The organism is Kitasatospora sp. NPDC048545, assembly GCF_040651155.1.
GTDB lineage: Bacteria > Actinomycetota > Actinomycetes > Streptomycetales > Streptomycetaceae > Kitasatospora.
In genome coordinates this window covers 42,584-66,514 of record NZ_JBEZIQ010000052.1, presented here as the reverse complement: position 1 = coordinate 66,514, position 23,931 = coordinate 42,584, and the positions used below count along the sequence as shown (strand labels likewise).

The window sequence follows — 23,931 nt, the reverse complement described above, 5'->3', positions numbered from 1 at the left end:
GTAGCTTCCAAGGAAGCTATATTGTCTTCCATGGAAGCCAATGCGCGCTGGGTACTGCCGACCGCCCTCGCCCCGCTCGCCTGGGGCGCCAACTACTACGTCACCCACGCCTACCTGCCCGCCGACCGCCCCCTGTGGGGCGCCGTCCTGCGCGCCCTGCCCGCCGGACTGCTGCTGCTCGCCCTGGCCCGCCGCCGCCCCCACGGCCCCTGGTGGTGGCGCAGCGCCCTGCTCGGCCTGCTCAACACCGCCGTCTTCTTCGTCCTGCTCTACCTCGCCTCCCAGCTGCTGCCCACCAGCGCCGCCGCCACCGTCATGGCCGCCTCCCCGCTCGCCATGCTGCTCACCGCCTGGGCCCTGGCCGGCCCGCGCCCGCACCGCGCCCACCTCGCGGGGGCGGCGGCGGGCCTGGTCGGCGTCGCGCTGACCCTGCTCGGCGGGGGCGGAGGAGGGGGCGGGGGTACGGGTGGCGGGATCGGCTGGACCGGCCTGGCAGCCTCGGCCGGGGCGATGCTCGTCTCCTCCGTCGGGTACGTGCTCGCCGCCCGCTGGCGCGAGGGCGCCGACCCGCTCGCCGCCACCTCCTGGCAGCTCACCGCCGGCGGCCTGATGCTGCTGCCGCTCGCCGTCACCGCCGAGGGCGCGCCCCCGCCCCTGGACACCCCCACCCTGCTCGCCTTCGCCTACACCACCCTGATCGCCACCGCCCTCGCCTTCACCTGCTGGTTCGCCGGACTGCGCCACCTGCCGGCCGGGACGGTGGGCCTGCTCGGACTGCTCAACCCGCTGGCCGGGGTGCTGCTGGGCACCGCGCTGGACGGCGACCCGTTCGGGGTGCGGCAGGGAGTGGGGCTGGCGCTGGTGGCCGCCGGGATCCTCCTCGGACGCCCGCGCGCCCGGGCCGTCGAGCCCGCTCCCGCCGAAGCCGGGCCCGCTCCCGCCGCTCCCGCCGGGCCGCTGCGGGCGCGCTTGCCCGGTGGTCGGGTCGCGTGATCTGCTGGCGCCGGCATCGCGTGCCGGTGGCGGACCGCGTCAGGCATGGAGGTGCGGAACCGAAGGGACCGCCACCCGTGGCCTCCCCCGTCAACGGCCGTACGGCCGCCCTCAGCCTTCAACTCTCCCGCGCGCACCAGGACCTGCGCCGCCGCCTCGCCGACATCCGCGCCAACCTCGGCCGGCCCCGCCCCGACGGCGACACCCTGCTCACCCACTGCCTGGCCTTCTGCACCGCCCTGACCAACCACCACCAGGGCGAGGACGACGGCCTCTTCGCCCGACTCCTGCGCGAACGGCCCGATCTGGCGCCGACCGTCGCCAAACTCGTCGAGGACCACGGCTTCATCTCCGCCATCCTCGCCCGGGTGCGCGAGCTCGCCGAACAGGCCGGCGCAACGGCCGGCCCGGCGCCCGGCGCAACACCCGGCGCGGACCCGGCCGACCTGGAGGCCATCGGCCGCGAACTCGACGGACTGGCCGCCATCATGGACTCCCACTTCGGCTACGAGGAACGCGCCATCGGTGCTGCCCTCGACGCCGGAGTGCCCGACGACGGCTGGTCCGAACCCGTGCTGCGCTTCACCGCGCCGTAGCGCACGCCGACGCCGGACCCGTTGCCCGTTGCCCGGCGCCCGGCGCCCTGGGCCCGGCGCGGGAGAGCGCCTCGCCGGAAACCCGTCGCCGGAAAACCCGTCGCGCCCGGCGACCCGGCGTCCCTACACTCGCACGCAGCCGCGCTCCGACGCGCGGCCCACCGTGCCGACGGACGAGACGAGAGAGGGGGCGAGCGGCCGTGCCGAAGCAGAGCGCCGCCGCCCCCTCTCCCGCCTCCCGGTACGAGGTGATCCTGGTGTCCCCGCCCTCCCGGTGCCCGCTGCGCGGCCGGCACCGGAGCCGTGCTGTCACCGTCTGAACCCGCACCGCCCCGCTGCTCCCGTACGGGCCCGCGGCGGGAACGAACCTGACGATTCGTCACCAAACGTCGGCGTCAGAACACGTTCAGCACACGTCAGCACCGGCCGAATCGCGCGCCCACCCGTAGGAAACCGCCTCGAAAGGCACCCGGGCCATGCGCACCGACACCACCACCGCCACTGCCGCCGTCACCACCGCCACCGATGTGGCCGCCATCGCCGCCGTCCGCAACCTCGGCATCCTCGCCCACGTCGACGCCGGCAAGACCACCGTCACCGAACGGATCCTCTACCTCACCGGCACCACCCACAAGCGCGGCGAGGTCCACGACGGCACCACCGTCACCGACTTCGACCCCCAGGAACGCGACCGCGGCATCACCATCTTCGCCGCCGCCGTCACCTGCGCCTGGGCCGGACACCGCATCAACCTCATCGACACCCCCGGCCACGTCGACTTCGCCGACGAGGTCGAACGCTCGCTGCGCGTCCTGGACGGCGCCGTGGCGGTGTTCGACGCGGTCGCCGGCGTCGAACCGCAGAGCGAGTCCGTCTGGCGCCAGGCCGAACGCCACGGCGTGCCCCGCATCGCCTTCGTCAACAAGCTCGACCGCGCCGGCGCCGACCTGGACACCGCCGTCGACTCCATCCGCGAACGCCTGCACCCGCAGCCGCTGGCCGTCCAACTCCCCATCGGCACCGAGGAGTCGTTCACCGGCGTCATCGACCTGCTGCACCTGCGCGCCCACACCTGGCACGACGACGGCACCCCCGCCGCCGAGGCCCCGGTGCCCGCGCACCTCGCCGACCGCGCCGCACAGCGCCGCCGCGCCCTCGAAGAGGCCGTCGCCGAACTGAACCCCCAAGCCCTGGAGGAGTTCTGCACCCACGGCACCGTCACCGCCGCCACCCTCGCCACCGCCCTGCGCGAACTCACCCGCACCGGCGAGGCCGTGGTCGTGCTGTGCGGCTCCGCCTACCGCAACCGCGGCATCGAACCCCTCCTGGACGCCGCCGTCGCCTACCTGCCCTCCCCGCTCGACGTCCCGCCCGTCCGCTCGGCCGACGGCGCGCAGCAGCGCACCGCCGACCCCGAACAGCCCCTGACCGCCCTGGCGTTCAAGGTCACCGCCGCCCCCACCGGGCGCCTCAGCTACCTGCGCCTGTACGCGGGCACCCTGCACAAGGGAGCGACCGTTCTCGACACCGCCACCGGCCGCCGCGAACGCGTCGCCCGCATCCTGCGCGTGACCGCCGACCGCCACACCGAGACCGACCACGCCCGCGCCGGCGACATCGTCGCCGTCATCGGCCCCAAGGCCGCCCGCGTCGGCGCCACCCTGTGCGACCCCGACCACCCCATCCTCCTGGAGGCCCCCGTGAGCGCCGACCCCGTCGTCACAGTCGCCGTCGAGGCCCGCCGCGCCACCGACACCGACAAGCTCGCCGCCGCCCTGGCCCGCCTGGCCGAGGAGGACCCCTCGCTGCGCCTGGCCACCGACCCCGAGACCGGGCAGCGCACCCTGTCGGGGCTGGGTGAACTGCACCTGGAGGTCGCGGTGGAGAAGGTGCGGCGCGACAGCGGCGTCGAGGCGGTCACCGGACGGCCGACGGTCGCGCTGCGCGAGGCCCTGGTCGAGGGCGTGGCCGGCTTCGTGTACCGGCACGCCAAACAGGACGGCGGCGCGGGCCAGTTCGCGCACCTCGTCCTGGACGTCCGGCCGCTGCCGGACGACAGCGGGGCGGACTTCGCGTTCGCGTCCACCGTCACCGGCGGGCGGGTGCCGCGCGAGTACGTGCAGGCCGTCGAGGCGGGCTGCCGGGACGCCCTCGCCGAGGGTCCGCTCGGCGGCCACCCGGTCACCGGCGTCGCCGTCACCCTCACCGACGGGGCCACCCACCCCAAGGACTCCTCCGAGCTCGCCTTCCGCACCGCCGCCCGCCTCGGGCTGCGCGAGGCACTGCGGGCCTCGCGGATGCGCCTGCTGGAGCCGGTCGCGGAGGTGACGGTCACCGTGCCCGAGGACGCGCTCGGCACCGTCCTCGGCGACCTCGCCGCCCGGCGCGGCCACGTCCGGGCCACCACGGCCGCACCCGGCGCCACCGCGCAGGTGAGCGCACTGGTGCCGCTGGCCGAACTGTTCGGCTACGCGAGCCGCCTGCGCGGCCGCACCCAGGGCCGCGGCACCTTCACCACCCGCCCGGCCGGCTACGCGCCCGCGCCGGTGACCGCGGGCTGAGCCGCAGCCCGGTCCTGCCCGTCCGGTCCTGCCCGCGCGGCAGGACCGGACGGCGGGCCCGCGCCGGGCCTGTCGCGGGCGCCGGGCCGTCACGGTGTCCCGGGCGGCGGGTCCTACAGCGCCCCGGCTTCGGCTGCCGCCCAGGCCGAGGGGAACAGCGGGTGCCAGCCCAGGTCGCGGCGGGCGGCGGCGGTCGACACCTGGCCCTCCCACGGGTCGAACGCCGCCGCCTCGGGCGAACCCCCCGGATGCGTGTGCCCGTTGAGCGCGTGCAGGTCCCAGGCCGTCAGCGGGGCGTCGTCACCGACGTTGTACGCCTGCCCCTCGATGCCGGGCGTCGCCACCGCCCGCCACAGTGCCCGTGCCACGTCCGCGTGGTGCACCACCGCCAGGCGCTGGTGCGCGGGCCAGCCGGCCGCCCACCGCAGCGACTGCGCCAGATGCGGATCGCCCTCCCCGTACACGAACGCCAACCGCGCCACCACCAGCGGGAGTTCGCCGCCCAGTGCGCGCAGTCCCTCCTCCGCCCGGGCCTTGGACGCCGCGTACGCCCCCCACGCCGGGTCCGGCGCCAGGCGGTCGTCCTCCACGGCGGGGCGGCCCAGTCCCCGCCCGTACACCAGGTTCGTACTGGTCTGGACGAACCGGGCCACCCCCGCCTTCGCCGCCTCAAGGCCCAGCGCCACCGCCGCGTCCCGGTTGACCTCCCACGCGGCCTCGTCCGACACCCCGCGCGGCGCCGCCGCCACGTTCAGCACCGCGTCGGCCCCCTCCAGGGCCCGCGCCCGGTCCGCCTCCTCGCGCAGGTCGCCGACCACCACCTGCGCGCCGAGCCCCGCCAGGGCCCGGGCCTTCGCCTCGTCGCGCACCAGCACCCGCACCGAGGAGCCCTGAGCCCCGGCCCACCGCAGCAGCCGCGGCACCAGCCGGCTGCCCACCGCACCGGTTGCGCCCGTCACCAGAATCGTCGCCATCGCCCGTCTCCTCCAGGGAAGTTTCCGTCCTCCGACACCCATCACCCTGCCCGGGCCCCGAGCGCCGCGGCAGAGACCTCCCGAACCAGGGACCGCCGGTCCCTGGCTGCGCCCCGCCCCCCGGGGCCATGCTGGGGGCATGATCGACCGACCGGCACTGGCCGACTTCCTCACCCGGACCCGGGCCCGCCTCACCCCCGCCGACCTCGGCCTGCCGCCCGGGGTGCGCCGCCGCACGCCCGGACTGCGGCGCGAGGAGGTGGCGCACGTGGCGGGACTGTCGGTCGACTACTACGCCCGCCTCGAACAGCGGCGCGGGCCGCAGCCCTCACCGCAGCTGCTCGCCGCGCTGGCACGGGCCCTGCGGCTCAGCGAGGACGAACGCGACCACCTGTTCCGCCTCGCCGGACACGAACCGCCGCGCCGCCACGGCCCGCTCGGGCACGTCCGGCCCGGACTGCTGCTCATCCTGGACCGGCTGCACGACACGCCCGCCCAGGTGGTCACCGACCTCGGCGACGTCCTCGCACAGAACCCGATGGCCGCCGCCGTCTTCGGCGGCACCGCCGCCCTGCCGCCCGAGCGCCGCAACCTGCTGCTGCGCTGGTTCACCGAACCCGGCGCCCGCGCACTCTTCCCGCCCGAGGACCACGACGACCTCGCCCGCGCCCACGTCGCCTCCCTGCGCGCCGCCCGCACCGCCCGCCCCGGGGACCGGCGCGCCACCGAACTGCTGGAACAACTCCTCGCCACCGGAACGGAGTTCACCTCCCACTGGGAGCGCCACGAGGTCGCCCGGCGGCGCAGCGGCCACAAGCGCGTGCTGCACCCGACGGTCGGGCCGCTGGAGCTGGAGTGCGAGGTGCTGGCCGCCGGCGGCGAGGACCAGCTGCTGCTCGTGCACACCGCCGCGCCCGGCAGCGACTCCGCCTCCCGCCTGGACCTGCTGCGCGTCGTCGGCGCCCCGGCCCCCGCCTGAGGGCCTGCCGCGGGCCCCGGCCCCCGGCCCCCGGCCCCCACCGCGCCCGGGGCCGTTGCCCGTAGGCCGGCTCGCAGAGCTGGGTTTCGGGCGGGTCGTGCACGCAGGCGTACGTGGTCCTGCTCTCCGTGGAGCTGCTTCGGCTCGGCCTCGAAGTCGGTGCAGAGCTTCCCGTGCGATCTCTTCGGTGCGGGTCGGCATGGCGTCGGTGAGCGCATCCGGCAGCAGGCCACCGGGCGGATCAACCCGGAAGCCTGGACGCACGGCTCCTCCGAGCGGCGCAAGGCCTGGTTCACCACCGGCTACCGCAGCGGCGACCTCGCCCAGTGCGACACCTTCTCGGCCGCGAAACTCCAGGACCCTTCGTCAGGGGCGGCTGCGGGCACGGGCGGGGGCCGGCTCCACGCTCAGGCCCTTGCGGGTGCGCTGGAGCAGCTGGACCAGCAGCCCCTCCGCCGGGCGCCGCTCGGCCAGCAGCCGGTTGCAGTGCAGGTGGACGTAGCTGCCGAGCAGCCGCTCGCGGTCGGTGGACAGGTCCCCGGCGGCCTCCAGCGCGGACAGCCGCTCGACGGCCCCGGCCAGCGCGCCGCGCCGCTGCGACAGGATCTCCTGCACCGCGCCGCCCAGCAGGTCCGGCCCCTGCGGGCTGCCGAGCAGGGCGCGCAGGCGCCGCTGGCGCACCCGGTAGTCCTCGCCGGCCTGGCGGCGGGCGGAGCCGTAGAACTGCCGGGCCTGGTCGGTGTACCAGTGCAGGCGCTCCCCGGCGTCGAGGCCGAGCCCGGCGAGCAGGTCGTCGGTGCTCACGGCGGCCAGCTCGGTCAGGTCGCCGTCGACGGGGGAGGCGGGGGAGGCGGGGGAGTCCGCTCCGGTCTCGGCGAGCAGCCGCATCACCGCCCGGCTGTCGGCACAGAAGACCTCCTCGCTGACGTCGGTCCCCTGCGAGCCGCCGTAGCGCTCGAGTTCGCGCTCGTAGGTGTCGATGACCAGCCGGGAGAGCAGGCCCTGGTCGGTGAGTTCGGCGGCGAGGCGGGCGACCTCCGGGAGCAGGTGCCGGGTCAGGGCCTCCTGATCACCCTTGAAGCGCAGGCGCAGGTGCGGGTCGGGGTCCGTGTACCGGATGAAGAACCACTGTTGCGCGAGCCCGGAGACCTCGGCCATCTCGCACAGCCGCCGCAGGGGCCCGGCCAGCAGGGCGTTCTCCTGGTCGCGGTCGCCGTAGAACTTGGCGAACAGCCAGTCGCTGCCCGGCAGGCGCACCCGGTCCCGGACGGGTACGGGCGCGGCGGGCTCCGGCTGCGCCACCGCGGGCTCCGGCTGCGGTACGGCCTGCGCGGCCGGCTGCGGGCGCAGGACGAGCGGGGCGACGAGCTCGCTCATGAACACGCCGTCCGTGCCGGGCACCCACGCGTCGGCGGTGTCGGGCAGCGCCTCCTGGAGCAGCAGCCCGGCGCGGCTGCTGCGGGCCTCGGCACGCAGCTGCTCGACCTGGCCGGGGTCGTCGAGGTCGAGCAGCAGCCGGTTGTCGGCCATGGTCAGGTACAGACGCGCCGGGACGGACCACTCGGTGCGCCAGGCGGCCACGTGGGCGGCGAAGGACCCGGCGTCGCCCACCCGCCCCCCGCCGTCGGCGTCGGCGCCCTCGGCGGCGGGGCGCAGCAGCCACCGGGCGGGGGCGAGCACGATCCGGCCGCACTGCACCCTGGGCAGGAACGGGAAGCCGGCCGCCGGACCCCAGTCGAAGGGCGCGAACTCGGGCGAGCCGTCACGGGCCACCTCGTCCAGGAACCGGCAGACCGCGGGCGCCTGGTGGGTGTTGAGCATGTGCCGTGCGGTCGGGCGCAGCTCGGCGTCCAGGCGCCGCGACCGCAGCCGGTAGCGGTCGCGGCGGATGCCGACCACGATGTCGTCCAGCGGCACGACCCGCTCGGCGGGCACCCCGGCGGGCACGTCGAGGACGATCTCGTGCCCGGCCACGGCGGGGCGCACGACGACGTTCGCCATCCGGTGGTTCGCGGGCAGGTAGACGACCTCGGCGGGCAGCGCGCCGCCGGGGCGGGCCCGGTCCTCGGCCTCGCCCAGGGCGCGCAGCGCCGCTGGGCCCTGCGGCGCGAGGAGGTCGGCGAACCGCCCCAGCGAGCGACCGGCGCTGCTGGCGCCCAGGTTGGGGCCGACGACCAGCAGGAAGTCCCCGTGGTCCACGGCCTGGCGGGAGGCGGCGGCGACGAAGGCGGACAGCTCCAGCGACAGCGGCGCGGGTACGGGGGCGGCCGCGGGATCGAGGGTCTGGAGGTCGGCGAGCAGGGAGTCGGTCAGCTCGACCACGTGCCGCTCGTCCCGCAGGGCCCCCAGGGCCAGGTCGGTGAGCGCGTTCGCACGCCGGGCGGCCACGTCGGGCGCCGGCGCGGAACGGGCGCCGTGCGCGTGCGAGAGCGGGCCGATCCCGGTGTGCTCGTCCAGCAGCTCCAGCAGCGGCACCTCCCGGTCGTAGCCGTAGCGCTGGGCGAACGCGACGCGGTGGGCCGCCAGTTCGACACTGCCCAGCGGCTGCGGCGACAGGCGCAGGAGCAACTCGGCCGCCCGGGCGCAGTCCTCGCCGACGCGGGCGGCGAGCCGGTCACCACCCACCGGCCGCGCCATGTCGGTCTGGAACGCCGACCCGCCCGCCGGGTGCACGGACTCGGCACGCCTGGCGATGGCACGGGCCCGCTTCGGCGCCTCCTCCGCCGGAGCGTCGTCGAGGTCGGCCATCTCGGCGAGCAGGCCGCCGAGCAGAGCGGCGGTGGGGACGCAGGCGGGGCGCTCGGCGAGACGGCCCCGCAGCTCCTCGGCCGGGTCGGCGGTGGTGAGCGCGGCCCGCAGGTCGGTGACCAGCAGACGCTGGCGCCACAGCTCGGCGAGCAGCCGCTCCACCTGCTCGGCGCTGCCGCCCGTGCGCTCCAGCAGGCGCCGGCGCAGCACCCCGTACGGGAGGGGTGGGCGGGCGGCGCGCAGCGCCTCGCGGACGGCGGCGGTCAGGCGCACCGAGCCGCCGCTCCCGGCACCCGTGCCGTCGGCCGGGGCGATCCGTCCGTGGCGCTCCACGGCGAGGGCGCCGGCCGTCCAGCGGCTGTCGGCGCGGGCGGCGGGGTCCTGCTCCAGGGCGAGGCACAGCTCGGTCAGCCAGCCCATGTCGGGACGGGTGCGGATGCGGTCGGCGTCATTGCGCACGGACAGCGTGGTGCGCTCGCCCCAGCCCGCGAGGGACACGGCGGCGAACGCCCCGTACGGGGTGGGCCGGGTGCTCATCCGGATCAGGTAGCGGGCCAGTTTCAGCTCGGCCCGCGCGGCGTCGCGCGCGCTCGCCCCGGGGCGCTGCAGGGCGTCGAGCAGGTCGGGGCTGGCGACGGCCAGGGCCCGGAGCACGCGCGGGTCGGCGAGGGCGGCGCGCGGGTCGCCCGGGGCGGCGGCGCCCGGCCCGCGGGCCGGCAGCAGGGGGGTGCGGACGATCAGCCACGGCGCCGGTTCGTAGAGCGGACCGCGGCCGCGGCGCCGCGGCGCGGCCGTGTTGCCGGCGGGGTCCGGGGCGGGGGCCGGGGCGGGCGTCATGACAGCGCCACCGCGCGGTCCCACACCGGCTCCCGGTCCGTCGCCGCCGCCAGCAGGACGAGGGCGACCCCGGCCGCCCCGTCGAGGAACCCGGGCTGGTCGACACGGTTGCCCGAAGGCTCCAGCGTCGCGATGCCCATCGGCCGCGCCGGGTCGACGTGCGCCAGGATCTGCTCGGTGAGACCGGCGGCGGCCTCCGTGAACACGGGCAGCCCGGTGTCGTCGGCGAAGCGCAGCGTCACCTGGAGGAGACCTGCCACGCCGTGGCAGAACGTCGGGGAGTCGATGTGGCGCTCGGACACGGGCCGGCGGTAGACCGCCTCCATCGCCCGCACCGCCGTGCCGCACAGCCCGTCGTCGCCGAGCGCGCTGCCCGCCAGCCACAGCGCCCTGGCGATCCCCGGGCTGCCGTAGCACCACGCACTGCGGGTGGCGAAGCCCGCCCGGCCCTCGCGCAGCCCCGGGCCGCCGTCGACCAGCGGGACGACGGCCGGCCAGTTCGGCCCGGCCGCATCGTCCGCCCGGTGCGCCAGCAGCCACCCGGCCAGCCCGCGCACGGCCGCCTCCAGACCCTCGACCTCGACCCCGCTGCGCGCGGCCAGCGCCAGCAGCGCCAGCGGGCCCGGGATGCCGTGCGCCAGACCGCAGTTGAGGTTGCCGAGCGGATAGGCGCGGGCCTGCTCCTCGTCGTGCAGCAGCGCCGCCGGGGTGTACCAGGCGGGCGGGCTCCCGTCGGGGCGGGCGAGGCCGACCAAGGCGCGCAGCACCTGCGCCAGCGCCGGGTGCGCCGGGCGGTCCGGCCCGGCGGGCAGCAGGTGGGTGGCGATGCCGCTCAGGCCCGAGATGAGGTCGAACGTCGACACCGGCACGCCGCTGCGCCCGCGCAGTGCCGCCGCCCCGGACAGGCTCGCCGCCGCGATCGGGGCGTCGAGCACCTGGCGCAGGCGCCGGTAGCCGCGGCCCTCGCCCAGCACCGCCGCGCAGAACGCGAGGCCGCTCAGCCCGCCGGACAGGCTCGGCCCGGCGCCGCCGCGCCGCTCCAGCGCGGTCACCGCGCTCGCGAGGTGCGTGTGCCCGGCGCGGTCCCAGCCCTCGGCGGGAAAGCAGCGGTGCAGCTGGGCGCAGAGGAGCGCCTGGCCGGTGTCCCCCTGTGCCAGCGACACCGGGTCCCAGTGCACCGAGCCGGGGAACGAGGTCTGCCGGGCGGCGAGTTCGATCGCGGCCCGTACCCGTGGCGGGCTGGTGGCCCGGTCGGCGATCAGCCGGGCGGCTTCGAGCGCGCGCGCCCCCGCCGCCGACCCCAGCCGCGGCGCCCAGCTGCCGTTGCCTGTCGCTGTCGCTGTCGCTGTCGCTGTCGCTGTCGCTGTCGCTGTCGCTGTCGCTGCCGGCGCCGGCGTCGTGCGGGGTGTCGTCATCCGTTGCATACGCCGGTCCCGCACACGCTGTGTCCACGGTGGGTGAAGCAGTCGTCGTCGAACTGCTTGTCGACGTGCAGGCGCCGGAACCCGGCGCTGGCGCGGTCGCTGTCGCCGAGCAGGCCGCTGAGCGTCGGCGTCCTGGGCGGCCGTTCGGACGGGTCGGACGGGTTCCTCGCCACGAAGTCGTCCTGTGGGCGGTCGCCGATACCGCTGGGCCCACCGGATCCGGAGCTCTTGTCGGCCATGTCAACCTCGGGGGTGCTGCTGGAGCGGTTCCTGCTCCGTCTCCACGGTGCACCGGGTTGTCGTCATACGCGTCCTCAGGCTCTGCATTGCGGGTTCGGTCCGCAGGTGAATACGTGCGGGTTGCAGGTGGGGCCGTGGCAGGTGTTGCAGGTGGCGTCGTCACAGGTGCGGCAGGTGTCACCGGGGCAGGTCTGGCACGTGTGGGCGAACTCGGTGCGGCAGGGAGCGCCCGTTTCGATCCGGGGCGTGTCGCCGGGGAACTCGGTGAGCGTGGGGAAGGTGCCGCACGCCGGGCCGGTGCAGCGCAGGGTGTCGACGGTGCCGCACGCCGGGCCCGCGGTGCAGCGGACGGTGTCGACGGTGCCGCACACCGCGTCCGCAGTGCACCGGCACGTGGCGTCGAAGGTCACGCACGCCGGGTTCGCGGTGCAGCGGCACGTGGCGTCGAAGGTCACGCACCCCGCGTCCGCGGTGCACTGGCAGGTGTGCGGCTTGCAGCCGGTGTTGAATTCCGTCGGACAGCCGAATTCGGTGCGACAGCCGTCGAAGGTCGGCCCCGGCAGGGTGGCCGGTCCCAGGGGCGAACCCGGTCGGCGCGGCTGCCCGAGTCGCAGGTCGAGGTCGAACTCGTCCACGGGGGCGGCCTGTGCGACCTGGGTGAAGTGCACGGTGGCGTCGCGACGCAGGGTGACCTTCGTCGCGTCGAGTCCGACGAAGGGCGGCTGGTCGCTGTCGACGGTTTCCACCGACAGGACGTCGGCGGAGGCGAACTCGGCGTAGTAGTCGAGCTGCTTGTTGAAGTACAGGCGCCGGAACCCGGCGCGGTCGCTGTCGCCGAGCAGGCCGCTGAGCGTCAGCGTCCTGGGCGGCCGTTCGGACGGGTCGGACAGGTTCCTCGCCACGAAGTCGTCCTGTGGGCGGTCGCCGATACCGCTGGGCCCACCGGATCCGGAGTTCTTGTCGGCCATGTCAACCTCGGGTGCTACTGGAGCGGTTCCTGTCCGCTTTCGCGTCGGCGACGGTCGCGCAGGGTACGCGTTCCCCGGGGTGTGCGTCCCCGGCCCGCCGGAGGGCGTGCCGGACGGCGGCGTCACCGGCCGGAGGCCGCGACCGCGCCGCACCGTCGACCTGTCAAGGCTCCTGCGGCATGCCGGAACTCGCGAGGACACAGGCCACGGGACGGGGAACCGCGTGCCGGTTGTGTTAACTCTGCGTCACTCTCTGTCCTGTTCTCCTCCCATTGTGGGCCGGACCGCTCGTGCCCGCACGGTCCGGGGCAAAGCCCGCCGGCAGCCGCCCGCCGTCAGGCCCGGCCGCCGCCCGTCCAGTCCCAGGCGGCGACGGCGTCGCGCAGCAGGCGGGCGGCGGTGGGCAGGCGCCCGCCCGCGCCCCAGGAGAGGGTGAGGGTGCGCCGGCAGTCGGGGCTGTCGACGGCGACCCAGGTCAGCGGCAGGCGGGTGGCGGTGCGCCGGGCGATGGCGGGCACCAGGCCGATGCCCAGGCCCGCGCTGATGAGTTCGGCGATGGTGCCCGCCTCGTCGCCCTCGCAGACGATCCGCGGCACCAGGCCGCGCCCGGCGAACAGCCGCTCCAGCAGCCGCCGTTGCCAGTGCCCGGGCCGGGCGGCGATGAACGGCTGGTCGGCGAGGTCGTCGATGCCGACCGCTGCGCGGGTGGCCAGCGGGTGCCCGAGGGCGACGGCCAGTCCGACCTCCTCGTCCAGCAGCAGGACGGATTCCAGACCCGCGGCGGCGATCGGCTGGGAGGCCACGGCGAGGTCGATCTCCCGGGCCCGCAGCCGGCGGCCCATCTCCTCGGCGGACAGCTGGTGCAGCTCGATCTCCACCTCGGGGTGGGCCCGCTTGAACGCGGCCAGCGGCCCGCTGAAGGCCAGGAAGGTCTCCGACGCCAGCCGCACCGTGCCCAGGCCCCGCCCCGCGGCCTCGGCCACCGCCCGCCGTCCGGCCTCCAGTTCGCCGAGCGAGCGCTCGACGTGGCCGCGGAACACCCGCCCGGCCTCGTTGAGGCGCAGCCGCCCGCCCCGGTCGAACAGTGGCGCGCCGAGCTCCGCCTCCAGCCGGGCGATGCTGCGGCTCAACGACGGCTGGGCGACGCGCAGTTCCTCGGCGGCGCGGCTCAGGTGCTCCAGCCGCGCCACCGCCAGGAACTGGGTGAGCGTGTTCAGGTCCACCGGTCGCCCCCAGCTGCCATGTCCCCTGCGGCATAACGCCATAGCAATATTGATCTTAGACACGATAACCGGCGGGTCATAGCGTCATGGGCAGGCCGCGCACCGGGAACAGCGCGGCCCGAGCAGAGCGAGGAAGGACGCGCGCCATGGCCATCGCAGCCGACAGGTCCCGTCCGGGCACACCGGCCCGGTCCGACGCGGGGGAGCGGACCGGGCCCGCCGGCTGGACACTGCGGGCCCTGGTCACCGCCCACACCGTCGCCGTCTCCGGCCAGCCCGTGTTCGCCGGGGTCTACCTCAGCGGCGACTTCGACGGCCTGGGCTGGCACGCCGCCGGCGCCGACGCCGTCACCTCGCTCGGCTACCTCCAGCTGATCGCGGCCGTCGTGGTCCGGGTACGGCTGCGCCGCTCCTGGCCGCTGCTCGCCACGCTGGCCGTGGTCGCGGCCGAGACCGTGCAGTACGTCGCCGGGCTGCGCGGCGCGCTGTGGCTGCACCTGCCGCTGGGGGTGGCCACCGTCACCGGGATCGTCGTCCTCGCCGTCGCCCTCTGGCGCACCCCGCTCCCGCCGCGCACCCCACTGCCGCCGCGCACCCCGAAACGCCGGACCGGACCGGAGCAGGCGCAGCAGACCGGACCGGAGCCGGAGGCCGACCGTGCCTGAGGACTTCGCCCCCAGCCCCTCCGGCCCCGACCCCTCCGGCCCCAGCCCCTCCGGCCCCCGCCCGCCCGGCCTGACCCGACGTCAGATCCTCGGCATCGGAGGCGCCTTCGGCCTGCTCACCACCGCCGGACTGGCCTCCGCCGCCGCCCTCGCCCGCCGTCCCGCCGCCACCGGCGCCGAACTGCGCAGCACCGCCGCGCTGCCGCCCCCGTTCCGGACCCCGCTGCCCCTGCCCGCCGTGCTCAAGCCCGTCGCCACCGACGGCACCGCCGACCGCTACGAGATCACCCAGCGCGAGGCGAGTGCCGAGATCCTGCCCGGCCTGCGCACCCGCCTGTGGACGTACGGCGGCACCTTCCCCGGCCCCACGATCGAGTCCCGCCGCGGCCGCCCCGTCACCGTGACGCACCGCAACGAACTGCCGGTGCCCACCGTCGTCCACCTGCACGGCGGACGCACCCCGGCCGCCTCCGACGGCTACCCCACCGACCTCGTGCTGCCCGCCGCCTGGCCCGACCCCGCCGCCGGACCGGATGCGCACGCCATGGCGGGCATGCCCGCCATGGCCCGGGACACCCAGGGCATGGCCGACCCGCGCGCCGTCACCAGCCGCCTCACCCGCGACTACACCTTCCCCAACGACCAGCGCCCCGCCCTGCTCTGGTACCACGACCACCGCATGGACTTCACCGCCCCCGCGATCTGGCGCGGCCTCGCCGGCCTGCACATCGTGCGCGACGACACCGAGGACTCCCTCGGCCTGCCCGCCGGCCCCCGCGAACTGCCCCTGATGATCACCGACCGCGCCTTCACCGCCGACGGCAGCCTCCACTACCCGTCCCTCGACCCCACCCTGCGCGAACGCCCCGGCGTGCGCGAGCCCTACCTCGCCGGCGTCCTCGGCGACGTCATCCTCGTCAACGGCGCCCCCTGGCCCGTCCACGAGACCGACGCCGCCCGCCACCGGCTGCGCCTGCTCAACGCCTCCAACGCCCGCCACTACGCACTGGAGGCGGTCACCGACGACGGACGCCGCCTCGACCTCGTCCAGATCGGCTCCGACCAGGGCCTGCTCGCCACCCCCGTCACCCACCGCACCCTGCCGATGGCCCCCGCCGAACGCCACGACGTCGTCATCGACTTCGCCCCCGTCCCGACCGGCGGCCTGGTCCGCATCGTCAACCGCCTCGGCACCGGGCGCACCCGCGACGTGATGGCCTTCCGTGTCGCCCGCCCCGCCGCCGACGACAGCCGGATCCCGCCCGTCCTCGCCACCGACCTGCCCGACTGGCGCCGCCAGGACGCCGCCCGCGTCCGCGACTTCTCCTTCCGCGCCGGACGTATGAACGGCGGCCACGGCTGGCTCATCGGCGGCAAACCCTTCGACCCCGCCCGCACCGACGTCACCGTCGGCCTCGGCGACACCGAGGTCTGGCGCCTGGTCGCCGACGTCCACCACCCCGTCCACCTGCACCTGACCGGCTTCCGCGTCCTCACCCGCGGCGGCCGCCCCCCACTGCCCCACGACGCCGGCCTCAAGGACACCGTCTCGCTGCGCCCCGGGGAGTCCGCGGAGATCATCACCCGCTTCGACGGCTACCGCGGCCGCTACCTCTTCCACTGCCACAACGCCGAGCACGAGGACATGGGGATGATGGCCAACCTCGAAGTCGTCTGAAGCCCACGGGATCCGACACTCGGTCAGGCACGAGGGTCGCGGGTCAGACGGATCCCCAGACGGCGCGCACCCGGTCGGCTGCTTCGCCGCCCTGGCGCACGCCCTCCCGGTACGCGCCGACCCAGGTGTCCCAGTCCGCCCGCTCGGAGTCCAGCACCACCCGCGCGCCGGCGTCGGGCGCGAGCGCCACGGCCGACGGCCAGGGCGTGAGGTCGGTGGGCGGGTGGCGGTGCGCCAGCGGCTCGACCACGACCAATGCGCGGGCCCCGGCGGCCAGGTCGGCGTTGGCGCCCGCGCGCAGCGCGCCGTCCATGCCGCGGCGGCCCCCGGGCAGGGTGACGGGCACCTCCGTCCCCGGGAAGGCGCTGGAGGCGGCCACCGCCCGCAGCAGTGGCACGCCGTCGCCGGCGCCGAGCACCAGGGGCTCGCCGTCCACCGCGTCGACGGCGGTCACCAGCAGGCGCCGGTCCGGCCAGGCGGGCGTGCCGATCAGGGCCTCGCGGCGGGCCAGCAGGTCGCGTTCGGCCCCGGCGTCGGCGCTCGCCAGCGCGATGGCCCCGACCCGGCGGCGCGCCTCGGCCGGGTCCAGGCCCTGGCCGAGCACGGCGAACACCTCGCCCGTGACGGCCGGACCGGGCCGGCGGGCGGGAACCGCAGGGGCCGCGGCGGCCGGGGGAGTGGCAGGGGCCGCGGCGGCCGGGGCAGTGGCAGGGGCCGGGGCGGCTGCGGGGCGCCGGGCCGGGTCCACCAGGCGCTCCAGGTCCTGCCCTCCGGCCAGCAGCGCGGCCACGATCGCCCCGGCCGAGGTGCCGACCGTCAGGTCCGCCGCGCCCAGGTCCACCCCGGCCCCGCGCAGCCCGGCCGCCAGCCCGGCCGTCCACGCGGCGCCCGGCCGGCCCCCCGGCCCGAGCACCAGAGCCCGCCCGATGCCGTGCCCGCCTCCGTGACTGTCCGTCACAACGCTCTCGTTCCGCATGGCTTCCCCCTCCGTCACGGCGGCCCCGCCGTTCCCGACCATTCTTGAAACAGTCGTACCATAAACCTGTCCGGCAGTCCCACCCGAAACCGACCAGGCATCATCGGGCCCCGCAGAAAGGACCGGCCACCGTGGCACGACCCGCCGACCCCGCCCGCCGCGAACGCACCCTGGCCCGGGCGACCGACCACGTCCTCGCCCACGGCCTGGCCGGACTCAGCCTGCGCCCCCTGGCCGCCGCCCTCGACACCAGCCCGCGCATGCTGCTCTACGACTTCGGCAGCAAACAGGAACTGGTCGCCGCCGTCCTCGCCGAGGCCCGCCGCCGCGGCGCCGCCCGCCTGACCGGCTGCCCGCCACCGGCGACGGGCACGCCCGCGCAACGGCTGCGCGGCATCTGGGCGTGGCTGAGCGCGCCCGAACGCGCCCCGTTCGTCCGGCTGTTCTTCGAGGTCCACGCCGACGGGCTCGCCCACCCCGACCACTACCCGGACCGCGCCCGCGCGATCACCGACTGGTTCGACACCCTCGGCGCCGCCTTCCGCGACGTCGCCGACGGCGAGGACGACACCGCCACCCCCACCCTGGTCATGGCCGTCCTGCGCGGCCTGCTCTTCGACCTCACCACCACCGGCGACCGCGACCGCGCCGACCGGGCCCTGGAACGCTTCGCCCACCTGCTGGGGACTTGACCCTGCGCTACTCCCTCTACAAGAACGACCCCGACCTGCAGGCCGCGCACGCCGCCCACCCCTGGTACGTCACCTGGGACGACCACGAGGTGGAGAACAACTACGCCGCCGGCATCCCCGAGAAGAACCAGGACCCGGCCCCCTTCGTCGCCCGCCGCGCCGCCGCCTACCGCGCCTACTGGGAGAACCAGCCGCTGCGCATGCCCCGGCCGCGCGGCACCGACCTGACCCTCTACCGGCGCGTCCACTTCGGACAACTCGCCCAGTCCGACATCCTCGACACCCGCCAGTACCGCGACGACCAGGCCAACGGCGACGGCTGGCAGTACCCCACCCCCGAATCCGACGCCCCCGCACGCACCCTGATGGGCGCCGCCCAGGAACGCTGGTTCGCCGAAGGCCTGCGCCGCTCCCGGGCCACCTGGAACGTGGTGCCGCAGCAGGTCGTCTTCTCCTGCCGCAAGAACACCACCGCCGGGCCCTCCAAACTCTCCATGGACGCCTGGGACGGCTACCCGGCCGCCCGCGAACGCTTCCTCAAGGCCGTCGACCGGTCCGGCGTCAAGAACCTGGTGCTGCTCACCGGCGACGTCCACGTGGCCTACGCCCTGGACGTCAAGCGCGACTTCGACGACCCCGACTCCCGCACGGTGGGCGTGGAGTTCGTCGGCACCTCGATCAGCAGCGACGGCGACGGCGAGCAGAAGCCGTCCAACTGGACCACCCTCATGGCCGCCAACCCGCACATGAAGTTCCACGACGGCCGCCGCGGCTGCACCGTCGTCACCCTGGACCGCCACCAGGCCCGCGCCGACCACCGCGTCGTCTCCCACATCACCCGCCCCGGCGGCACCCTGTCCACCGCCGCCTCCTTCACCACCGAAGCCGGCAACCCGGGCCTCCGCCCGGCCTGACCGGGCGCCCGCCGGGCCGGCTGCCGGGCTCCGCCGCCTCGTCGGGGACGGCGGGGCCGGTCGGGCGGTGGGGCCGGGGGGTTCAGATACCCCGGACGAGGCGGCCGACGACGGCCGAGGCCGGCTCCGGGTGCTCCTCCAGCCAGGCGGCCAGGCAGCTTTGGACGGCCTCGCCGACACAGGTGTACACGGCGGCGTTGCCCAGCCAGTCGCGCAGGCTGCCCTCGAACTCGGGCCGGTCCAGCTTCACCGACACGACCGCCGTCAGGCCCGCGCGGACCTGCCCGGGAGTGAGGTCGGGGTCCGCCGGGGCGAGCAGATCCCGCTTCCGCGCGTACGCGGTGAGCGCGGCCGCCACCCCGTGGCGGAAGCCCTCCTCGTGCGTGCCGGCGGTGGTGGGCAGGCTGTTGACGAAGCTCCGGATCCGCTCCTCGCCCGATCCGCGCCAGCGGAAGGCCAGCTCCACCGTCCCCGCCATCCGCGGGTCCTCGCCCTCGACGCCGACGATCTCCGTGGCCGCGTCCGTGGTCGGGTCCGTGGCGGCGGGTGCCGGAGCCTCGGCGTCGAGGACGGTGACGAAGTCCCGTACCCCGTCGGGGAAGCGGAACCGCACCGACCGGCGGTCGCCCGGGCGGCGCTCGTCGGTCAGCGAGATCTCCAAGCCCCGGTTCAGCAGCGCCAGTTCCCGGAACCGGTCCGCCAGCGCGTCGAACGAGTACTCGGCGGTCCCGAAGATGTCGGCGTCGCGCCAGAAGGCGAGGACGGTCCCGCTCGCGGTGCCGGCGGCCGTCGGCCCGGCCTCGGCGAGCGGGGTGACGGCCATGCCGCGCGCGTACTCCCGGGTCCAGCGCACCCCCTCGCGCCGGACCTCGGCCGTCATCCGGCTCGACAGGGCGTTGACGACGGACGGCCCGACACCGCCGAATGCCACGTCATGGCGCCCGCCGGGCCCGACCCCGGTCCCGATCCGGGTCAGGAGGGCTTCGAGACCGTGGCCGTCGCCGTCCCCCGCCCCGTGGACGGGAACACCCGGGCCGTCGTCCTCGACACGGACGCCGCCGTCGGCCGTCAGCGTGACGTCGACCCGGCCGGCGCGCCCGGCCAGGACCTCGTTCACCGCCCGGGCGGCGACCTCGAACACCATGTGTTGCAGGCCGCGTTCACCGGTCGAGCCGATGTACATCCCGGGCCGCCTGCGAACGGCCTCCCACCCCTCCAGCACCTCGATGCGGCACGCGTCGTACGCACTGCTCTCCTGGCTCACCATGTCCCCTCCGAAGGTCGCCGAAAGACCTCCACAGCCTAGGCGAAATTCGGAATAACACCAGGTCAGGGCCGGTATGGCGAAGGCCTGGACGGGCTCCGGAACCGCCCGTCCGAAGGCGCCCGCCCCGGAAGTCGCGACCCGCCCCCGCACCCCGGCCACGACCCCGCCGAGGCCGCGCACGAGCCCGTTCCGGGCGCCCCCGAGGCCCCTTCTTCCGGCCTTTTTCGCGCGCGGCGCCCGCCGGCGTCACCGGCCCGGTGGCGTCCCGGTCTCAGGCGGCGGCCAGACCGCCGAGGGCCGGGCCGGGCGCCGTCCCGGCCCGCAGCGCCGCCCTGGCGCGGGCCGCACCGGAACGGGCGGCCGCGCCGCCCCCGCCGACGCCCACCGGCCGGGGCGCGAGGCCCGCGCACGGGCCGCAGACACCCGGTTCGGGCACCGGATCGTGGCAGGCGGCGCACTCGGCGTACCGGGGCACCACGGGCTGCGCGGCGGCCCGGACGGGCGGCGGCAGCTTGCGCTCCAGGCGGTGGCGGAGCACCGCGACCGCCGAGTGCATCGGAACGGGCAGGCCCGGCAGCAGGGCCCGGGCGAGGTCGGCGGCGCCGCTGCCGCACTCCAGCCACTGCGCGACCAGGGGAGCGAGTTCCCGCGCCTCGGCCTCGCCCAGGCGCAGGCGCGGCTCGGGGCGGATCACCCGGAACAGCGTGGCCACCGCCTCGCACAGCTGCCCGTCGGTTTCCTCCCCGGGAGGTGCGGGCGGCGGTCGTTCGGACTGCCGCGCGGGGAGGGAGGGTGGTTCTTTCCACTGGTTCTTTGAAAGGGCGTCAGCACCGCCGGTGGCCGCTCCACCGGGCACCGGACGGGTGGCACCCGGCGGCGCGAGCTGCGGGGTGTCGTACACGTGGGTCTCGGTGACGATGGTGCCGTCGGGCAGACGGACCTTCTCGACCCGGTAGAAACCGGCGGCGGTCAGCTCCTTCAGGGCCTTGCGGACCGCGCCGCGCCCCTGAGGGCTGGTGTCGGCCATCTGCCGGCCGTCCTCGCGCCGGCCGTCGGGGCGGGAGAGCAGGTCCGCGAGCAGGCCACGGGCGGTGTAGGACAGCCGCCGGTCCTGCAGCATGCCGTTGGGCAGCACGGTGAAGTCGCGCACGTGGGCGCTACGATGGACACGCATGGGGAGTGTCAGCTCCTGGTGCCGGACCCCGGGGTGTTGGTAGCACCGCCGGGGTCGCCTGTTTTCAGTTTGCCCACGGAACGTACCACGGTGATTACACGCACAACGGGCCTTTACGACAACTGCCCTGACACCGTGCCGGATCCGGCGCCGCCCCAGGCCCGCCGCGCGCAGGAAGTCGGACCCGCCGACTTCCTGCGCAGCTTCCGTCCGGCGGCCTCCACGGGCGGTTTTGCCCGGTGGGTGGGGGAGTTCAGTGGGTCGGGCGGATCACGGCGGTCAGTCGGGGTGAGTGCGGTGAGGGCTGCCGGGTGGTGAACGCCCGGTAGCCCCAGGCCTCGTAGAGGCGCTGGACCTTGCCGTCCCCGGCGGGCGGGTCGACCGGCAGCGTGACACGGTCTTCGGCGCGCTCGGCCGGCAGTGCGTCGTGGATGCGGCGGGCGGTGCCGGTGCCGCGCCAGGGGTGCGGACGCCGATCTCCTCGACGGCCAGGGCCGGTCAGCGGCTGTCGGCGATGACCTGCGCGATCCGGCACAACCCCACCACCGGGCGACCCGTCCAGTCACCCGCTCGCTGACCGCCCACGACCACTGACCGGCCTCGGAACCACCTTGGCTGGCGTATGTGTGGCAGGTATCCCTCCGGAGCGCCAGTCGGCCGGCCGCCTGCGGATGCTCGCCGGCACCGGCACCGGCAGCCCGTCCGTCTCGGCCGGGATGAACCACACCACCCCCTGGGACTCCTCGGACACCCGCAACTCCCCGCCGACCGGGCGCCCGAGGAGGCAGACGGAGAACTCCCGGCGGACCTCCCCGTCGACGTGGGCGAAGACCTGGCGGGGGCCGGTGCAGGTGCCGACGATCCCGGAGACCTCGACGTCGATGCCGGCCACCTCGCGCGTCTCGCGGACACCGCACCCGGCGAGCGACTCGCCGATGTCCGTCCTGCCGCCGGGCAGCGGGAAGCTCCCGCGCCCGACGACCCCGGGCAGGACGGCCGCGAACCTGCCGGCGCCGGGCCTGCCCGTCCCGGACTCCGGCTCGGTCGACGCCGTCCCCAGGATCCTCGCCGAGGTCCGCGCCCCGGCGGCCGTCGAGACGGCGGTGAGCGCGGGCCCGTCCGGGGCGATCCGCACCCGCCTCGCCCGGGCGGCCGCACGCCCGGCGCGGCCGTCACCCGGGCGCCCGGCATTCGGTGTACGTCGTCGAGCGGGGTGCGGTGGTGCGTGCCTAGCGTGGCGTCCTGGGGGCGATCCGAACTTCCACGGGCCGGGACGATCCAGTCCGGGCCCGTCCTCCAGGAGGCATTGCACATGAGACTTCGGGCATGTCCGAGCGCGCTGGCGGCCGTCGCGCTGACCGTCGGCCTGACCGCCGGCGCCACCCCGGCCGGCGCCACCCCGGGCGCCGCGACCCCGGCTGGCGCCGCCGAGCCGCGGCCCTTCCTCGACCGGCTGAACACCGTGTCCCTCGTCGGGTCCACCGTCCCCGCCAACGGCGACGTGAACCCGTACGGCACGTTCACGATCCGCGAGAACGCCGGCAGCCTGCGCCGGGGCAACGTCCTGATCAGCAACTTCAACGACTCGGCGAACCTTCAGGGCACCGGCACCACCCTGGTCCAGGTCGCCCCGGACGGCACCCTGAGCACCTTCGCCACGATCGACCCGGGCGCCCTGCCCGGCCCCTGCCCCGGCGGGGTCGGCCTCACCACGGCACTGACGGTCCTGCCCGGCGGCTGGGTCGTGGTCGGCAGCCTCCCCACCTCGGACGGCACGTCCGCCACCGCCCAGGCAGGCTGCCTGCTCGTCCTCGACAAGCACGGGACGGTCCGCGAGACGATCGCGAACGATGCCATCAACGGGCCGTGGGACATGACCGCCGTCAGCTCCGGCAAGCGCAGTGAGCTGTTCGTGACGAACGTGCTCAACGGGACGGTCGCGGGCGGCGGCGCGGAGGTCGACCGGGGCACGGTCCTGCGGATCACCCTGTGCGCCGAGGGCGACGAGCCGCCGGTCCCGGTGGCCTTCACCGAGATCGGCTCCGGCTTCCCCGAGCGGACGGACCCGGCGGCCCTCGTCGTCGGCCCGACCGGGGTCGGCCTGCACGACGGCACGCTCTACGTCGCCGACACCGTACGGAGCCGGATCACCGCCATCCCGGACGCGATCACCCGCAAGGGCAGCGCCGGCACCGGACGGGTCGTCACCTCCGGCGGCAACCTCAACGCCCCGCTGGGCATGGCCATCACGCCCAGGGGCGACATCCTCACGGTCAACGGCGGGGACGGCAACATCGTCGAGACCACCAGGACCGGACGTCAGGTGGCGACCAAGACGATCAACAGCGAGGGCACCCCGCCCGGCGCGGGCGCCCTCTTCGGCCTCGCACTGGACCTCGACCACGACGCGGTCTACTTCGTCAACGACGCCGACAACGTCCTCGACGTCCTGCACTAGGCACATCGGACAACGTTCGCCCTGCTGTCGTGACGCGCCGTCCGAGCACCGCCTCGGTCGGCGCGTCGCACCGTGCTGCGCGCCCAGGGCAGCACGACCCGCCGCTGCGCCATCCGGCCGGAACAGGCACACCGTGACACCACTTTCGGCAAGGCCGGCAAGGAGCAGGCCGACCCCCACCCGCCGCGCGCAGGAAGTCGGACCCGCCGACTTCCTGCGCAGCCTCCGTCCGGCGGCCTCCACGGGCGCTTCTGCCCGGTGGGTGGGGGAGTTCAGTGGGTCGGGCGGATCATGGCGGTCAGTCGGGGTGAGTGCGGTGAGGGCTGCCGGGTGGTGAACGCCCGGTAGCCCCAGGCCTCGTAGAGGCGCTGGACCTTGCCGTCCAGGGCGGTGCGGTGGCGGAGTTCGACGGTCACGCGGTGGTTCTCCAGGTGTCGTGGGTCTACGCGGTCCAGATCCGGTCCGGGGCGCTGCCGGGCGTGGCCCTCGCCGTCCGCGCCGACCTCGGGGGCCGCTACCTCCGCCACTCCTGGCCGGAGGATCCGGCAACGGCGGAACCCACCC

20 protein-coding genes and 2 pseudogenes are annotated in these 23,931 nt (G+C 75.9%); 10 read left to right on the top strand and 12 right to left on the bottom strand.

The annotated features are described in order from the left end of the window. Positions 1-30: 30 nt before the first annotated feature. The 3 genes from AB0D10_RS35495 (at position 31) to fusA (ending at position 4,150) form a co-directional block, all read left to right on the top strand. Positions 31-993: an EamA family transporter gene (locus AB0D10_RS35495; RefSeq protein ID WP_360263658.1), complete on the top strand. Its 963-nt coding sequence runs from the start codon at positions 31-33 to the stop codon at positions 991-993. A gap of 77 nt (positions 994-1,070) precedes the next feature. After that, a complete protein-coding gene (locus tag AB0D10_RS35490) occupies positions 1,071-1,589 on the top strand; it encodes a hemerythrin domain-containing protein (RefSeq protein ID WP_360263656.1) in 519 nt (172 codons plus the stop codon). 476 nt (positions 1,590-2,065) lie between these two features. Next, entirely contained in the window at positions 2,066-4,150 is a 2,085-nt protein-coding gene (gene fusA / locus AB0D10_RS35485) for an elongation factor G (protein WP_360263654.1), read from the top strand. Between the two features lie 113 nt (positions 4,151-4,263). On the opposite strand, the gene AB0D10_RS35480 is transcribed toward fusA, so the two are convergent. Continuing rightward, a complete protein-coding gene (locus AB0D10_RS35480) occupies positions 4,264-5,124 on the bottom strand; it encodes an NAD(P)-dependent oxidoreductase (protein ID WP_360263651.1) in 861 nt (286 codons plus the stop codon). 142 nt (positions 5,125-5,266) lie between these two features. Here AB0D10_RS35480 and AB0D10_RS35475 point away from each other — a divergent pair, with 142 nt between their 5' ends. Continuing rightward, on the top strand, positions 5,267-6,103 hold the full coding sequence (locus AB0D10_RS35475) for a helix-turn-helix transcriptional regulator (RefSeq protein ID WP_360263688.1): 837 nt from the start codon (positions 5,267-5,269) through the stop codon (positions 6,101-6,103). Between the two features lie 159 nt (positions 6,104-6,262). Continuing rightward, positions 6,263-6,430, top strand: a pseudogene (locus AB0D10_RS35470) (neutral zinc metallopeptidase); the annotation flags it as partial. Positions 6,431-6,469: 39 nt separating this feature from the next. On the opposite strand, the gene AB0D10_RS35465 reads toward AB0D10_RS35470, so the two are convergent. From AB0D10_RS35465 to AB0D10_RS35445, 5 genes are all read right to left on the bottom strand, one after another. Next, positions 6,470-9,688 (bottom strand): lantibiotic dehydratase, encoded by a 3,219-nt coding sequence (locus AB0D10_RS35465; protein ID WP_360263648.1) that lies wholly within the window; start codon positions 9,686-9,688, stop codon positions 6,470-6,472. Further along, positions 9,685-11,103, bottom strand: a complete 1,419-nt coding sequence (locus AB0D10_RS35460; RefSeq protein ID WP_360263645.1) for a lanthionine synthetase C family protein — start codon at positions 11,101-11,103, stop codon at positions 9,685-9,687. The genes AB0D10_RS35465 and AB0D10_RS35460 overlap by 4 nt, the downstream gene beginning before the upstream one ends. Then, complete coding sequence (locus tag AB0D10_RS35455; RefSeq protein WP_360263642.1) at positions 11,100-11,351, bottom strand: hypothetical protein; 252 nt, start codon at positions 11,349-11,351, stop codon at positions 11,100-11,102. The genes AB0D10_RS35460 and AB0D10_RS35455 overlap by 4 nt, the downstream gene beginning before the upstream one ends. Positions 11,352-11,426: 75 nt before the next feature. Continuing rightward, complete coding sequence (locus tag AB0D10_RS35450) at positions 11,427-12,320, bottom strand: hypothetical protein (RefSeq protein ID WP_360263640.1); 894 nt, start codon at positions 12,318-12,320, stop codon at positions 11,427-11,429. Between the two features lie 335 nt (positions 12,321-12,655). Then, positions 12,656-13,543 (bottom strand): LysR substrate-binding domain-containing protein, encoded by an 888-nt coding sequence (locus AB0D10_RS35445; RefSeq protein WP_360263637.1) that lies wholly within the window; start codon positions 13,541-13,543, stop codon positions 12,656-12,658. A 146-nt stretch (positions 13,544-13,689) separates the two neighbouring features. Here AB0D10_RS35445 and AB0D10_RS35440 point away from each other — a divergent pair, with 146 nt between their 5' ends. Together AB0D10_RS35440 and AB0D10_RS35435 are read left to right on the top strand one after the other, a co-directional pair. Beyond that, positions 13,690-14,208, top strand: coding sequence for a hypothetical protein (locus AB0D10_RS35440; RefSeq protein WP_360263634.1), 519 nt, complete (start codon positions 13,690-13,692; stop codon positions 14,206-14,208). Continuing rightward, positions 14,201-15,886: a multicopper oxidase domain-containing protein gene (locus tag AB0D10_RS35435; RefSeq protein WP_360263631.1), complete on the top strand. Its 1,686-nt coding sequence runs from the start codon at positions 14,201-14,203 to the stop codon at positions 15,884-15,886. Before AB0D10_RS35440 ends, AB0D10_RS35435 begins: the two co-directional genes overlap by 8 nt. A gap of 43 nt (positions 15,887-15,929) precedes the next feature. Here AB0D10_RS35435 and AB0D10_RS35430 read toward each other — a convergent pair whose 3' ends face one another. After that, positions 15,930-16,844, bottom strand: coding sequence for a patatin-like phospholipase family protein (locus tag AB0D10_RS35430; RefSeq protein ID WP_360263628.1), 915 nt, complete (start codon positions 16,842-16,844; stop codon positions 15,930-15,932). 149 nt (positions 16,845-16,993) lie between these two features. Here AB0D10_RS35430 and AB0D10_RS35425 point away from each other — a divergent pair, with 149 nt between their 5' ends. Both AB0D10_RS35425 and AB0D10_RS35420 read left to right on the top strand, forming a co-directional pair. Continuing rightward, entirely contained in the window at positions 16,994-17,554 is a 561-nt protein-coding gene (locus AB0D10_RS35425) for a TetR/AcrR family transcriptional regulator (protein WP_360263626.1), read from the top strand. Between the two features lie 2 nt (positions 17,555-17,556). Further along, a pseudogene (locus AB0D10_RS35420) lies at positions 17,557-18,468 on the top strand (alkaline phosphatase D family protein); the annotation flags it as partial. A gap of 82 nt (positions 18,469-18,550) precedes the next feature. Here the strand turns inward: AB0D10_RS35420 and AB0D10_RS35415 are convergent. From AB0D10_RS35415 to AB0D10_RS35400, 4 genes are all read right to left on the bottom strand, one after another. Further along, entirely contained in the window at positions 18,551-19,735 is a 1,185-nt protein-coding gene (locus AB0D10_RS35415) for a DNA gyrase subunit B (RefSeq protein WP_360263623.1), read from the bottom strand. Between the two features lie 271 nt (positions 19,736-20,006). Next, positions 20,007-20,909, bottom strand: a complete 903-nt coding sequence (locus AB0D10_RS35410) for a hypothetical protein (protein WP_360263620.1) — start codon at positions 20,907-20,909, stop codon at positions 20,007-20,009. Between the two features lie 253 nt (positions 20,910-21,162). Then, positions 21,163-21,444, bottom strand: coding sequence for a hypothetical protein (locus AB0D10_RS35405; RefSeq protein ID WP_360263618.1), 282 nt, complete (start codon positions 21,442-21,444; stop codon positions 21,163-21,165). Between the two features lie 27 nt (positions 21,445-21,471). Then, entirely contained in the window at positions 21,472-22,044 is a 573-nt protein-coding gene (locus tag AB0D10_RS35400) for an NUDIX domain-containing protein (RefSeq protein ID WP_360263615.1), read from the bottom strand. Between the two features lie 177 nt (positions 22,045-22,221). Here AB0D10_RS35400 and AB0D10_RS35395 point away from each other — a divergent pair, with 177 nt between their 5' ends. Then, positions 22,222-23,367 carry a hypothetical protein gene (locus AB0D10_RS35395; protein ID WP_360263612.1) on the top strand — a complete coding sequence of 382 codons (1,146 nt, stop codon included), beginning with the start codon at positions 22,222-22,224 and terminating at the stop codon, positions 23,365-23,367. Between the two features lie 272 nt (positions 23,368-23,639). Here AB0D10_RS35395 and AB0D10_RS35390 read toward each other — a convergent pair whose 3' ends face one another. Further along, positions 23,640-23,894 carry a hypothetical protein gene (locus tag AB0D10_RS35390; RefSeq protein ID WP_360263610.1) on the bottom strand — a complete coding sequence of 85 codons (255 nt, stop codon included), beginning with the start codon at positions 23,892-23,894 and terminating at the stop codon, positions 23,640-23,642. Positions 23,895-23,931: the final 37 nt, after the last annotated feature.

Excerpts from the sequence above, each read along its gene's own strand:
- AB0D10_RS35495 (WP_360263658.1), top strand. The coding sequence starts at position 31 with ATGGAAGCCAATGCGCGCTGGGTACTGCCGACCGCCCTCGCCCCGCTC.
- fusA (WP_360263654.1), top strand. The coding sequence starts at position 2,066 with ATGCGCACCGACACCACCACCGCCACTGCCGCCGTCACCACCGCCACC.
- AB0D10_RS35480 (WP_360263651.1), bottom strand. The coding sequence starts at position 5,124 with ATGGCGACGATTCTGGTGACGGGCGCAACCGGTGCGGTGGGCAGCCGG.
- AB0D10_RS35465 (WP_360263648.1), bottom strand. The coding sequence starts at position 9,688 with ATGACGCCCGCCCCGGCCCCCGCCCCGGACCCCGCCGGCAACACGGCC.
- AB0D10_RS35460 (WP_360263645.1), bottom strand. The coding sequence starts at position 11,103 with ATGACGACACCCCGCACGACGCCGGCGCCGGCAGCGACAGCGACAGCG.
- AB0D10_RS35455 (WP_360263642.1), bottom strand. The coding sequence starts at position 11,351 with ATGGCCGACAAGAGCTCCGGATCCGGTGGGCCCAGCGGTATCGGCGAC.
- AB0D10_RS35450 (WP_360263640.1), bottom strand. The coding sequence starts at position 12,320 with ATGGCCGACAAGAACTCCGGATCCGGTGGGCCCAGCGGTATCGGCGAC.
- AB0D10_RS35440 (WP_360263634.1), top strand. The coding sequence starts at position 13,690 with ATGGCCATCGCAGCCGACAGGTCCCGTCCGGGCACACCGGCCCGGTCC.
- AB0D10_RS35415 (WP_360263623.1), bottom strand. The coding sequence starts at position 19,735 with ATGGTGAGCCAGGAGAGCAGTGCGTACGACGCGTGCCGCATCGAGGTG.
- AB0D10_RS35410 (WP_360263620.1), bottom strand. The coding sequence starts at position 20,909 with ATGCGTGTCCATCGTAGCGCCCACGTGCGCGACTTCACCGTGCTGCCC.
- AB0D10_RS35395 (WP_360263612.1), top strand. The coding sequence starts at position 22,222 with ATGAGACTTCGGGCATGTCCGAGCGCGCTGGCGGCCGTCGCGCTGACC.